Source organism: Sediminibacterium soli (genome assembly GCF_009939225.1).
GTDB lineage: Bacteria > Bacteroidota > Bacteroidia > Chitinophagales > Chitinophagaceae > Sediminibacterium > Sediminibacterium soli.
Genome location: NZ_JAACJR010000008.1, coordinates 493,920 through 507,717, shown reverse-complemented (window position 1 = coordinate 507,717; position 13,798 = coordinate 493,920). Strand labels below are relative to the sequence as shown.

Genomic DNA, 13,798 nt, shown 5'->3' with positions numbered 1-13,798 from the left:
ACAGCCGCAGAAAAATATGAAAAGAAAAGAATTTATCCGGTCGCTCACGCTTTTATCCGCTGGCGGCGCCATACCCGGTGCGGCGGAAGCCTGGTTTTCGGATGAATCGGCATTTGCAAAAAAACTGCAGCCGGTAGGCCGTGTGCTCGAACAGGAAGGGTATTATGTATGGTGCAACAGCCCGATCGAAGACGAAAATGGCAACACGCATGTGTTTTTTTCGCGCTGGGTGGCGAAGAAGGGAATGGGCGGCTGGATCAACGGCAGCGAGATCGTGCACGCGGTGGCAGAGAGGCCGGAAGGTCCCTATGAGATCAGGGAAACGGTATTGGCGCCCAGACCCGGCTATTGGGATGCCACCACCTGTCATAACCCATCCATCAAAAACATCGATGGCCTGTATTGCCTGTTTTATATGGGTAACGCCAATGGTAAAACCAATACGAAGCGGATAGGACTGGCTACTGCGTCCAGCCTGAACGGACCCTGGAAAAGACCCGATCAGCCTTTGCTGCTGCCGGGTGAAGCGGGCTGTTGGGATGACCATTGCACCACCAATCCTTCCGTTATCAAACACCCCGACGGCAGGTACTGGCTCTATTATAAATCGTGGAATACAAAAGAATACGAAGAAGCAACCGGCCCCATACGCGGTAACCGCAAATACGGGCTTGCCATCGCCGATAAGCCGGAAGGGCCCTATCAGAAACATCCGGATAACCCACTGATCGATTTTTCAACACGCGGCGACAACAAGCAACTCGAAGACGCATTTGTATGGATGGAGAAAAAGCGGTTCTGTATGATCGCAAGGGATATGGGTGTGTTCAATCACGAGAACGGTATCCTGATGGAATCGAAAGACGGGCTTAGGTGGTCGGATCCCCGGATCGCCTACTATGCGGCCGATCATTATATCCAGCAGCCGCCGGCCCCCGCGCACCTGAAAAAATACGGTCGCTTCGAAAGACCACAGCTGTTGTTACGCAACGGCAAACCGGCTTACCTGTTCACAACATCACAGGGCGGTAAATACATGACATCATCACCATTTATATTCAGGATCCGTTAAAATGCAGTCTATGAAAAAAACGCTATTGGCAGTATCGGGTGGGTTACTGGCGCTGTTTGCCGCAGCGCAACCCGTTATGGAAACAGGTAACCGGAAAATGCCCGATGAGTGGATTGATAAAAGTACGGGACACCGCGTGATAAGGCTGACAAGGATACCCGGCAGCAGCCTGAGTTTTTATTTTCACAACAATCCTTTTCTGGGCAACAACATGGTGTTCTACAACAGCAAACGCGAAGAGCCCGGCGCTGCCACCGATATGCGCAAACAGGAAACCTATAACCTGAATGTAAAAGACAAACAGCTGTACCTGCTTTCGCTTTCCACGCTTACCGCCACGCAGCTGACCCATCATCCCACACCCATGAACGGAGAAATCGTTTCGCAGCGTACCAAGAAGCTCTATTTCCAGGTGAAGGACAGTGTGTTTTGCGTGGATCCCGGGAGCAGAAAACAGGAACTGGTATTTGTATTTCCGGAAGATTTTAAAGGCGGTGTCACCACGGTAAATGCCGATGGCACTATGCTGGGCGGGGGATGGAGCTCGAATGAAGAAAAAGAACTGCTTCGGAAGAACCCGAACAAATCGGACTATTTTAACCTGATCTACGAAGCCAAACTGCCGCACACCCTTTTTACCATCGATCTGAAAACAAAAAAACTGACAAAACTCTTCTCCGACACCGCATGGCTCAACCATATCCAGTTCTCACCAACTGATCCCCAGTTGATGATGTTCTGTCACGAAGGCCCCTGGCACAAAGTAGACCGTATCTGGACGATCCATACCGGCTCAAAGAAAGTAAGCCTGGTGCATAAACGCACGATGAATATGGAAATAGCCGGACACGAATGGTTTGGCGCCAGCGGAAAAAGAATCTGGTTCGATCTGCAGATGCCGCGCGGCGAGACTTTTTTGGTAGCCGGCGTCGATCTTCAAACGGGAAAGAAAACACGTTACCGGGTGCAGCGGAACGACTGGTCGGTTCATTACACCAGTTCGGCTGATGAGACCATTTTCGCCGGTGACGGAGGAGACCCGAATGCCGTAGCCAAGGCAAAAGACGGCAAATGGATCAACCTGTTTCTTCCCGCAGGAGATTCCCTGCGCGCAGAAAAACTGGTGAATATGCAGCACCACCAGTACAAACTCGAGCCCAATGTACATTTCAGTCCCGATCAAAAATGGATCATCTTCCGTGCCAATTTTGAAGGCATTGAAAATGTATATGCCGCTGAAATAAAAAAAGCAAACAGGAACAGGTAAATTCCAACTATACAAATCCGCAAATTCATGAACCGAAACATCATTGTACTGGCGATAGCACTTATCGTATCTCTTTCATCCAATGCACAGCCATCCTGGCCCCGGATCACACAAACGGCCAGGCCGTGGACACGCTGGTGGTGGGAGGGAAGCGCTGTGGACAAAGCCGGTCTGACAGCCGCCATGCAGCAGTATAAGGAAGCAGGGCTGGGCGGACTGGAGATCACGCCGATCTACGGGGTGAAAGGATATGAGGCCAGGTTCATCGATTTTCTTTCTCCCAAATGGATGGATATGCTGGGGTATACCCTGCAGGAAGGCAAACGCCTGGGGCTGGGCATCGATATGGCCAACGCCACCGGCTGGCCCTTTGGCGGACCATGGGTAAAACCCGAAGACGCCTGCCGTAACATCAACTTCAGAACATGGGTATTGAAAGAAGGACAGCGCATCAACGATACGATCAGCTACCGGCAGCAGCCGTTTTACCGCTCTGAAAGCAGGATGAAGATCGATGTCAGCCAGTTGCAGCATCCTGTTGCCGCTAACCCCAACCTGCAATTGTACGCACTGGACCAGCTGCGGTATGAACAGGTATTGTTGCCATCGGCCGTAATAGCCTACGATACCGGCGGACAGGCGACGGACCTTACATCAAAACTCGGTGAGAGCGGAAGACTTAACTGGACGGCTCCCCGCGGCGAATGGAAACTGGTGGCGCTGTTCACAGGCTATCACGGTAAACTGGTGGAGCGCGCCGCCCCCGGAGGAGAGGGCGATGTGATCGATCATTTCAAAGCCGAAGCCCTGCAGCACTACCTCGCAAAATTTGATCAGGCGTTTAAAGGAAGGGACCTCCGCTCTCTGCGATCGTTTTTTAACGACAGCTACGAAGTGGACGATGCAAAGGGACAGGCAAACTGGACAAACAACATGCTGTCCGAATTCCGCAAACGAAGGGGCTACGATATCAGGCAGTACCTGCCCTTGTTATTGCAGCGCGACAGTACGGAAACCGGGCGCAGGGTGTTGGCAGATTACCGGCAAACGGTATCAGACCTGCTGCTCGATAACTTTACGCTGCCCTGGCACAGATGGGCGAAGTCAAAAAACAAAATGGTGCGTAACCAGTCGCACGGATCGCCCGCCAATATACTCGACCTGTATGCCGTGGTGGATATTCCCGAAACAGAAGGCGCGGATATACTCCGGTTTAAATTTGCCACTTCAACCGCGCATGTTATGGGCAAGCCGCTGGCATCCGCAGAAACCGCCACCTGGCTGAACGAACATTTTCAATCTTCTCTCGGCGATGTAAAGCAGGCTGTTGACAAATATTTTGTGGGAGGTGTGAACCATGTATTCTGGCACGGCACCAACTACTCGCCGCAAAACGATCCATGGCCCGGATGGCTGTTCTATGCAGCCGTGCATTTTACGCCGGCCAATCCGTTCTGGAAAGACATAAGCACGCTGAATAATTATGTGGCGCGCTGCCAGAGCTTTTTGCAGAAAGGAAAATCGGATAACGACCTCCTGCTCTATTTCCCCTTTAATGACCGTATCGTTGATATGGGACGCGATCTGCTGCTGCATTTTGACGGGATGGAAGGCTTTGATAAAACGGTTTTCAAAACCAGCGCCGAATGGTTGCTGCAAAAAGGATACGCTTTTGACCTTGTTTCCGATAAACAGGTGATGGATATCCGCACAGCCGGCGACCGGTTACAGACAAGCGGGGGTGGCAGTTACCGCACCATCGTATTGGCCGATGTAAAATACATTCCCATCGAAACCATGAGCAAACTGTTTGATGCCGCCAGGCAGGGAGCAACGATTGTTTTTTACCGTAATCTTCCATCCATGGTGCCGGGCTTATCAGATCTTTCCAAAAGACAGGCTTTGCTGCAGCAGCTCACGGGGTCGCTGTCGTTCACAAACAAGGGAACGATCAGACAGGCATCGATCGGAAAGGGATCGATACTGGTAGGCGACGATATGGAGCAATTGCTGCTGCAGGCCAAAACAACCAGGGAAACCCTGGTGGATAAAGGCTTGCAGTTTGCCAGAAGAAAATACGATGATGGCCGCCTGTACTTTATCAGCAACCCAACTGCAGCATCCGTCAGCGAATGGGTGACGCTGGAAACCAATGACAGGCATGCCTTGTTGTTTGATCCCATGACGCTCGAGGCAGGCGTTGCCAGAACAAGAAACCAGGGCAATAAACTCGAGGTATTGTTGTCGTTGCGCGCCGGCGCTTCCTGCATCGTGCAGTCTGTACAATCGCCGCCAAAAGCAGGCAGCTATCCCTATAGAGAAACCACCGGAACGGCAATACCCTTACGGGAAAAATGGCAGCTGCAGTTCACCGGCGGCAGCCCTGTATTGCCTGCAAGGCAAAACAATATCGCACCCGGCTCATGGACGGATGGTAACGATGCGGCCGCAAAAAATTTTAGCGGCACGGCGGTATACACCACCCATTTTTTATATCCTGCCGTGAAGGCAGAATGGTACGAACTGGATCTTGGTTCGGTGCAGGAGAGCGCCGAAGTGTTTGTGAATGGGAAACGTCTGGCAACACTGATCGGCCCGGTATTTAAACTGTCGATCCCCGCATCGCTGCTGACAGCCGATAATGAACTGAAAATAGCGGTCACCAACGGCATGGCCAACCGCATCGCGGATATGGACAAAAAAGGCATTCCATGGAAGAAATTCTATAACACGAATTTCCCATCGCGGTTGCCGCAGAACCGCGGTGCGGACGGTATTTTCACCGCCGCGCAATGGCAACCCAAACCATCGGGTCTGCTGGGCCCTGTTACCATACAGCCACTGCAAAAAATAAAATAAGTATGCGCATTTTCAATAAAACACTGACGGGTATAGCGGTAACCATGGTATTGGTATCCTCACTGGCCGCGCAGGAAAAACAGTTGCAATATTTATCAGGCACCGGCAGCGATCATACCGTTGCGTGGGACTTTTTCTGCACCGCGGGCAGGCAGAGCGGTTACTGGACAGAGATCGCCGTACCCTCGTGCTGGGAGCTGCAGGGTTTTGGCAATTACAACTATGGCCGTGACTACAAAACGAACGGAAAAAATTTTCGTTTCTACGATGAGAAAGGAATGTACAAACACCGTTTTACCGTTCCCGCATCCTGGAAGGGAAAACAGGTATCGATCGTTTTCGAGGGCAGCATGACCGATACGGAAGTGAAGGTTAATGGAAAATCCGCAGGCGCAGTTCACCAGGGCGCTTTTTACCGGTTTACCTACGATATCACCGATAAGATCGTTGTTGGCGGAGCCAACCAGCTGGAAGTAACCGTCAGCAAGATGAGCGATAATGCCAGTGTCAACAATGCAGAACGTTTGGCCGACTATTGGGTATTTGGCGGCATTTTCAGACCGGTATACCTCGAAGCGGTGCCAAAGCAGCATATCGAATACCTGGCTGTTGATGCAAAAGCCGATGGCCGGTTTGCAGTCAGAAGCCGTTTATCGGGTATCGGCGAATCATCCCTGCTGGTGGCGGAGATACTTGATCAGAAGGGGAAAAAAATTGCCTCAGTCAGCAAACCTGTCCATAAAGCCGATACAAGTGTATTGCTCGAGACGAATATTGTAAACCCGCTTACCTGGACAAGCGAAACCCCCAACCTGTACCAGCTGCATGTTTCGCTGCGAAAAGAAGGTAAGACGCTTTATACGACAAAGGAAAAATTTGGTTTCCGCACCATCGAAATCAGGAGAGGCGATGGTATTTACCTGAACGGCGTGCAGATCAAAATGAAAGGCACCAACCGCCACTGCTTCTGGCCCGAAACAGGCAGAACGCTCAACGATGCGATACAGCTGCAGGATGTGTTGTTGCTGAAGGAGATGAACATGAACGCCGTTCGCTGCTCGCATTACCCGCCCGACAAACGTTTCCTCGAGCTCTGTGATTCGCTTGGCCTGTATGTGCTCGATGAACTGGCAGGCTGGCAGAAATATTATGCAACAGAAGTGGGACGGAAACTGGTGAAGGAAATGGTGACCAGGGATATGAACCATCCTTCGATCATTTTCTGGGACAACGGTAACGAAGGCGGTACCAACAAGGAACTGGACAGGGAATTCGGTAAATGGGATCTGTCGGGCAGACCTGTGATACACCCGCATCACCGGCCCGGTAATGAATTCAGCGGTATAGACTGCAACCATTACGAAGATTATTACAGCACCAAAAAAATACTGAATGATTCACTGATTTATATGCCGACAGAATTCCTGCATTCGCAGGACGACGGCGGTGGCGCGGCAGGGATGAGCGATTTCTGGGAGCTTCACTGGAAATCCAAAAGAAGTGGCGGCGGGTTTACCTGGGCCATGCTCGATGAAGCCGTGGTTCGCACAGACCTCAACAATGTCCTCGACGCCAACGGTCTGAACGCCAACGATGGCATTCTTGGTCCGCACAGGGAGAAAGAAGGAAGTTATTTTGCCATGAAGGAGATTTTTTCGCCGGTAAAAATATCCTGGAAGGAGTTGCCCGCAGGGTTCGATGGAAAAATTCCCGTTGAAAACCGGTATCATTTCACCAACCTGGATCAATGTCATTTTCAGTGGGCGCTGGTGAATTATGTTTCGCCGCAGGACAGGCTCAACGGATACCATCTCGAGAAGAAAGGGATGGCGGCCACAGGCGCCGTTATGCCTGGTGCAAGCGGAATCATCTCACTTGGCCTGCCCGGCAATTACCGTGACTACGATGCCCTGGTACTGGTTGCATCCGACCCCGCGGGCAGAGAAATATACAAATGGATATGGAAGCTGAAGAGCAATGCCGAATTGCTGGCCGGTATCATACCTGCTTCGGACAGCGTCACTGCGGTGTCGGAGACGGATACCAGCTATGTGCTGAAAGGCGGTGAACTTACCATTACACTCGACCGGCGCACCGGTATGCTTGTGAACGCTAAGAACAGCGCATCCGATAATTTATCCTTTGCCAAAGGACCATTGCTGGTACAGGGCAGCACGATACTGACAGCTGCTTCTGTTTCCAGGGAGGGTAGCAACAGCGTCGCCGTTTTTCGGTATGAGAGAAATATGCGGTATGCAAAATGGACCATTTACGGATCGGGCTGGGTGAGCCTTGAATACGAATACGCGCTGAACGATGATTACCCGTTTGCAGGCATCAGTTTTCAGTACCCGGAAAATTTTATGCTGGGGGCGAAATGGCTGGGGAAAGGTCCCTATCGCCAGTGGAAGAACCGGTCGGACGGAACGCCTGTGAATGTATGGCAGAACCTGTACAACAATACGCAAACAGGGTATTCGCCCGTGGTGTATCCCGAATTCAAAGGCTATTACGGCGATATTACCTGGATGGAATTCAGTACCGTGGAAGGGAAATTTTACGTGGCAAGTAAGGATACGGGATTGTATGTGCGGTTATTTGATTTTTACGGGCTCACGGGGCTGAGACCGCATCCCGAACTTCCGAAAGGCAATATCAGTTTCCTGGACTGCATACCGCCGATCGGCAGCAAACTTGCTTTGAACATCAATTACAACACTGCTTCTCTTGGACCGGCAAGCGAACTCACCAGGATCAACAGCCCGGTAAAACGTACGCTGTATTTTTATTTCGGAACACCCAAAACAACTTCGGCAAGGGAAAAATACAGCAGGCCGGCAATCGATAATGTATTTTAAGGGTATGAAAAAACTGCTGCCGATCATCTGTGTTTTACTCGCCGCGATGCATACCAGTGCAAAACAGCCGGGAGACTCGGTATACCTTTTCGCGTATTTTGTCAACAACGGCGCAGACGGACTGCACTATGCCTGGAGCAGGGATGGGTTACACTGGAAAGCGGTAAGTGACAGTTCTTTTCTCAGACCGGTGATCAGTACGGACAAACTTATGCGAGATCCGAATATTGTCAGGGGTGCAGACGGTTTGTTCCATATGGTATGGACCGTTAGCTGGAATGCAAAAGGGATCGGGTACGCTTTTTCGAAAGACCTGGTTCACTGGAGCGAACAGCAATATATCCCGGTAATGGAACACGAAGATTCCGCGCGCAATTGCTGGGCGCCCGAAATAGCCTACGATTCCCGCCGCGGAGAATACATGATCTATTGGGCAACCACCCTGGCAGGCAGGGTTCCTGCCGACGGGAAAACCGAGAATGGCTACAACCATCGCATGTATTATACGGTCACCAGGGATTTTAGGAATTTCAGTCCCGCAAAACTGCTGTACGATAAAGGATTCAATGTGATTGATGCAACCATTGTTTCGGCGGGAGAGCAGTTCATCATATTCCTGAAAGATGAAACACTGGTGCCCGTTCCGCAGAAGAACCTGCGGACAGCCAGTTCGGACCGGCTCACCGGCGGTTACAGCGATCCTTCGCCGCCGATCACGGGAAACTACTGGGCGGAAGGGCCGTCCGCTCTGTATATGGGAGGGAAATGGATCGTGTATTTCGACAAATACCGCGATCATACCTACGGTGCGGTTGTTTCTGAAGACCTGGTTAGCTGGACGGATATTTCGGATAAAATAAGTGTTCCGAAAGGAATGCGCCATGGGACCGCGTTCCCTGTCAGCAGAGAGGAATTCAGCCAGTCATTTGGGGCGTTGGATATGAAATGATGCAGGACGCTTCAGGATAGACAGGCTTAGCAAACCCATTATTTTGCCCAAAACGGATGCTATGTCGTTACGAAAACCCGGGTTATTGCTTTTTTGCATCGGTATATCCGGATACCTGTTTCCCCAGCAACTTGCCTGGGTGAGTAAAGTGGGTGCCCGCTCTTTTCCGAAATCACCGAAAATCTTTCAGGCCAATCAATACGGTGCGGTAGGGGATGGCAGCACCGTTAATTCGGCGTTCATCCAGAAAGCGATCGATGCCTGCGCAGCGGCAGGTGGCGGCATTGTTACATTCAGGCCCGGCACCTATGTTACCGGATCGCTTTTCGTAAAATCGAATGTGGAACTGCGTATAGACAAAGAGGTATTGCTGCTGGGCTCGCAGGACTTTGCCGATTATCCCGAGATCGACACGCGTATCGCCGGCATAGAAATGAAATGGCCTGCCGCTTTGCTCAATTTCATCGATGTAACCAATGCTGCCGTTACGGGATCGGGCATTGTTAATGCAAGGGGTAAATTCTGTTGGGATAAATACTGGACCATGCGCAAAGACTATGATGCAAAAGGTCTGCGCTGGATCGTTGATTATGATGCCAAACGTGTGCGCACCGTACTCGTGCAGAACGCATCGGACATCACCCTGAAAAACCTGACATTTAAAAATGCGGGTTTCTGGACCGTGCAGTTGCTGTATTCGCATCATCTTACGGTGGATGGTCTTGTTATCAAGAACAACGAAGACGGTCATGGACCGAGCACAGATGGCATCGATATCGATTCTTCATCCTGGACGCTGATCCAGAACTGCGATATCGATTGTAATGACGATAATTTTTGCCTGAAAGCCGGGCGCGACTGGGACGGGCTCCGCGTGAACAGACCAACCGAATATGTTGTCATCAGGAAATGCCTGGCAAGAAGAGGCGGCGGTCTTATAACGCTGGGCAGCGAAACATCGGGCGGTATACGGCATGTGCTTGCCACCGAACTGGTGGCAAGGAACACCGACAACGGTCTTCGTATCAAATCGGCTGTTACCAGAGGCGGATTGATAGAGGATATTTATTTCAGGAATTCGCAATTGGATTCAGTGCGGAATGTATTCCAGTACAACCTTAACTGGAATCCGGCGTACAGCTATTCGCAATTGCCCGCCGGGTACGACTACCATACCATTCCCCCGCACTGGAAAGCCATGCTGCAGAAAGTAACGCCTGCTGAGAAAGGTATCCCGCATGCAAAAGATGTGTATGTTGACAATATCAGGGCAACACATGCATCCACCATCTTCGGCGCAAACGGTCTTGCGCAGTCGTACCTGTCTAATTTTGTATACAGCAACAGCCGGTTTTCCGGCAATGTGCTGGGCCAGCTTGAATATACCAGCGGATGGAAATTTCAAAATGTTTCCATCAGCGTGGAAAAAGCCGCGGCAGCGGCAAAACCGGTTTCCAAAGAAGTATCCGAACGACTGCAATAAACCCTTATGAGAGTCATTTCCTGTTTACTGGGATCACTGATTGCCCTGTCATCGATAGCGCAGTCTATCGACAGGCAAAAACTTGTGCGCAGGCATATCGTGCACAACAAAACGTACGATTCACTTTCTTCCCTGTCGGTTGGCAACGGGCGTTTTGCGTTTACGGCAGATATCACCGGTATGCAAACCTATCCGGAAGCCTATGCAGGCGGTGTTCCGCTCGGTACGCAAAGCCAGTGGGGCTGGCACAGCTTCCGCGATACAACCGGCTACCGTTTTTCGGAAACACTGCAATACTATGCTTTGAACGGCCGCCAGGTTCCCTACTCGGTGCAGGTAAAAGAACCGGCGCGAAACAGGAACGCGGTGGAATGGTTTCGCCAGAACCCGCACCGGCTGCAACTCGGAGCCATAGGACTGGAGATAAAAAAGAAAGACGGCACCGCAGCACAACTTACCGATATACACGATATCGACCAGCAACTGGATCCCTGGACGGGAGAAATACATTCCCGCTTTTCTGTAGAAGACGTACCTGTTGATGTGACCACCTACTGCCACCAGGAGCAGGATATTATTTCATTCCGTATCAGTTCATCACTGATGCAGCAGGGCAGGCTTCGTTTGCGGATACGTTTTCCGTATCCCAACGGAGAATTCAAAGATGCAGGTACCGGTTGGTTGGAGACCGGACACCGGACCGAGCTGCAGACCAGCTCGTTTGGCGCGGTTATCAAACACAGCCTCGATAGCACGGACTACTATGTACAGCTTCGTTCGGGTGAAATGGCTGAACTGGTGAAAAAAAAGGCGAACGAATTTTCGTTGCTGCCAAAAACCGGTGACATGTTTTCGATCAGTTTTCGTTTTGCGCAAAAAAACGATCGTTCACCGCTGCCCGGTTTCGAAGAGACGGCTGCCGACAGTCGTCAGCGCTGGCAGGATTTCTGGGTATCGGGAGGCGCCGTAGACCTGTCTGGCACAACAGACCCCCGTGCAGTTGAACTGGAAAGAAGGATCGTATTGTCGCAATACCTTACGAAAATCCAGTGCGCCGGCGATTACCCGCCGCAGGAGACCGGACTTACCTATAACAGCTGGTTTGGTAAACCGCATCTCGAAATGCATTGGTGGCATGGTATCCATTTTGCTTTATGGGGCAGACCGCAGCTATTGGAGAGATCAATGTCCTGGTACGAAAAAGTTTCAGCCGAGGCAAAAAACATTTCGGAACGACAGGGATACAAAGGAGTCAGGTGGCAGAAGATGACAGATCATGCAGGGAAAGAAAGTCCCTCTTCGATAGGCGCGTTCCTGATCTGGCAGCAACCGCATTTCATTTATTTCGCAGAACTGCTGTATCGCGAAAACAAAGACCTGGCAACAATCCGTAAATACAGCAAACTGGTATTCGCCTCCGCCGATTTTATGGCTTCTTTTGCTTATTACGATAAGCAAAAGAAAAAATACGTTCTGGGTAAAGGCGTGATTCCGGCACAGGAGAGATTCAAAGCCCTCGATACCTATAACCCCGCTTACGAACTGGCCTACTGGCATTGGGCTTTATCTGTGGCGCAGCAATGGAGACAGCGACTGAAAATGCCCGCCGATCCGGCATGGGCCAGGGTAATCACGGAGCTTTCGCCGCTGGCGATACAGGATGGCAAATACCTTTTTACAGAGAGCGCCACAGATTCTTATACCAACCCCGAATACCGAACGGATCATCCTTCCGTACTTGGCGCCCTTGGTATGCTGCCGCAGACGCCGCTGGTGAACAAAGTCTATATGCGGCGTACTTTCGACTGGATCTGGCAGAACTGGAACTGGCACAAAACCTGGGGCTGGGATTTTCCGATGACGGCCATGACTGCGGCCAGACTGGGTATGCCGGATAAGGCGATCGACGCGCTGCTGATGCCGGTGCAGACCAATACCTATCTGAACAACGGTCATAACTACCAGGACCAGCGCCTGACACTGTACCTGCCCGGCAACGGCGGACTACTGGCAGCGGTGGCCATGATGTGCGCCGGCTTCGACGGCTCGGGCGGAGACCATCCGGGTTTTCCGAAAAACTGGGTAGTCAGATACGAGGGGCTGCGAAAAATGCCCTGAGGATACAGGATGCCACAGGACAATCAATCAAGCCATCCATCGTAACATAGCATTCTAACATGCTTACCATGAAAAGAAATTGCCTGCTTGTTTTCGTACTGATTTCTGCAGCTGTATCTGCGCAGAAACTACCCTCCAAAAAAAATATCCTGGCGCCGATGCGTTTGGCCAATGCCTATTTCATGAGCAAATGGCCCGATGCGGGAAAACCGGTGGTTACCAATAAAGAAAGACCCAGCAATCTCTGGACAAGGGCCGTGTACTACGAAGGACTGATGGCCATGCATGCGATAGACAAACAGCAGGAATATTACGATTACGCGGTGCAGTGGGGTGATAAACACCAATGGGGCCTCTGGGGTACCACCAAAGTAAGGAATGCAGATATGCAATGCTGCGGCCAGACCTATATTGATCTGTACTTACTCGACAAAAAAGAGGAACGCATCCGCGATATCAAACAATGTATCGACAACATGGTGCAAAGCGAAAAGAAAGACGATTGGAACTGGATTGATGCATTGCAGATGGCCATGCCTGTTTTCGCCAGGCTGGGCCATATCTACAACGATACGTCCTACTCCGCGAAAATGTACGATCTCTATGCGTTTGCCAAATACAACCACGGCGGCAATGGATTGTACGATACGAAAACACATCTCTGGTGGCGTGACAAGGATTTTGTACCGCCCTACAAAGAACCCAATGGCGAAGGTTGTTACTGGGCCCGGGGCAATGGCTGGGTGGTGGCGGCCCTGCTGCGTACGCTCGAATGGCTGCCGAAAACAGATCCGCATTACAAAGAATACCTCGATAATTTCCGCGAAATGTGCGCCGCATTGCTGCCGCTGCAGCGTGAAGACGGTTTCTGGAATGTAAGCCTGAAAGACCCCGGCCATTTTGGCGGTAAGGAATTATCGGGCACCGGTCTTTTTACCTATGGTTTTGCCTGGGGTATCAACAAGGGGCTGCTGGACAGGAAAACCTATATGCCCGCTATCGTGAAAGCCTGGAATGCGATGGCAAAAGACTGCGTTCACCCGAACGGTAAACTGGGCTATGTGCAGGGCACCGGCAAGGAGCCCAAAGACGGGCAGCCCGTGGGTTACGACAGTTCGCCCGATTTTGAAGACTACGGGCTTGGCTGTTTCCTGCTGGCCGGCAGCGAGGTGTATAAGTTAAAATAGCCGGT

The 13,798-nt window shown here is 51.2% G+C and carries 8 protein-coding genes; all 8 read left to right on the top strand.

Going from position 1 to position 13,798, the window contains the following annotated elements; genetic code table 11:
- The first annotated feature begins 16 nt into the window (after nt 1–16).
- The 8 genes from GWC94_RS09370 (at nt 17) to GWC94_RS09335 (ending at nt 13,793) form a co-directional block, all read left to right on the top strand.
- Nucleotides 17–1,072, top strand: a complete 1,056-nt coding sequence (locus GWC94_RS09370) for a glycoside hydrolase family protein (protein WP_161834774.1) — start codon at nt 17–19, stop codon at nt 1,070–1,072.
- 10 nt (nt 1,073–1,082) lie between these two features.
- Nucleotides 1,083–2,339 carry an oligogalacturonate lyase family protein gene (locus tag GWC94_RS09365; RefSeq protein ID WP_161834773.1) on the top strand — a complete coding sequence of 419 codons (1,257 nt, stop codon included), beginning with the start codon at nt 1,083–1,085 and terminating at the stop codon, nt 2,337–2,339.
- 27 nt (nt 2,340–2,366) lie between these two features.
- A complete protein-coding gene (locus tag GWC94_RS09360; RefSeq protein ID WP_161834772.1) occupies nt 2,367–5,198 on the top strand; it encodes a glycosyl hydrolase in 2,832 nt (943 codons plus the stop codon).
- Between the two features lie 2 nt (nt 5,199–5,200).
- Entirely contained in the window at nt 5,201–8,056 is a 2,856-nt protein-coding gene (locus tag GWC94_RS09355) for a glycoside hydrolase family 2 protein (RefSeq protein WP_161834771.1), read from the top strand.
- Nucleotides 8,057–8,060: 4 nt separating this feature from the next.
- Nucleotides 8,061–9,005, top strand: coding sequence for a glycoside hydrolase family 43 protein (locus tag GWC94_RS09350; protein WP_161834770.1), 945 nt, complete (start codon nt 8,061–8,063; stop codon nt 9,003–9,005).
- 61 nt (nt 9,006–9,066) lie between these two features.
- Nucleotides 9,067–10,488, top strand: coding sequence for a glycoside hydrolase family 28 protein (locus GWC94_RS09345; RefSeq protein WP_161834769.1), 1,422 nt, complete (start codon nt 9,067–9,069; stop codon nt 10,486–10,488).
- 6 nt (nt 10,489–10,494) lie between these two features.
- Nucleotides 10,495–12,606, top strand: coding sequence for a hypothetical protein (locus GWC94_RS09340; RefSeq protein WP_161834768.1), 2,112 nt, complete (start codon nt 10,495–10,497; stop codon nt 12,604–12,606).
- A gap of 68 nt (nt 12,607–12,674) precedes the next feature.
- Nucleotides 12,675–13,793 (top strand): glycoside hydrolase family 88/105 protein, encoded by a 1,119-nt coding sequence (locus GWC94_RS09335; RefSeq protein ID WP_161834767.1) that lies wholly within the window; start codon nt 12,675–12,677, stop codon nt 13,791–13,793.
- The last annotated feature ends 5 nt before the right edge of the window (nt 13,794–13,798 follow it).

Coding starts and splice junctions, on each gene's coding strand:
- GWC94_RS09370 (WP_161834774.1), top strand. CDS start 17: ATGAAAAGAAAAGAATTTATCCGGTCGCTCACGCTTTTATCCGCTGGC.
- GWC94_RS09365 (WP_161834773.1), top strand. CDS start 1,083: ATGAAAAAAACGCTATTGGCAGTATCGGGTGGGTTACTGGCGCTGTTT.
- GWC94_RS09335 (WP_161834767.1), top strand. CDS start 12,675: ATGAAAAGAAATTGCCTGCTTGTTTTCGTACTGATTTCTGCAGCTGTA.
- GWC94_RS09355 (WP_161834771.1), top strand. CDS start 5,201: ATGCGCATTTTCAATAAAACACTGACGGGTATAGCGGTAACCATGGTA.
- GWC94_RS09350 (WP_161834770.1), top strand. CDS start 8,061: ATGAAAAAACTGCTGCCGATCATCTGTGTTTTACTCGCCGCGATGCAT.
- GWC94_RS09340 (WP_161834768.1), top strand. CDS start 10,495: ATGAGAGTCATTTCCTGTTTACTGGGATCACTGATTGCCCTGTCATCG.
- GWC94_RS09360 (WP_161834772.1), top strand. CDS start 2,367: ATGAACCGAAACATCATTGTACTGGCGATAGCACTTATCGTATCTCTT.
- GWC94_RS09345 (WP_161834769.1), top strand. CDS start 9,067: ATGTCGTTACGAAAACCCGGGTTATTGCTTTTTTGCATCGGTATATCC.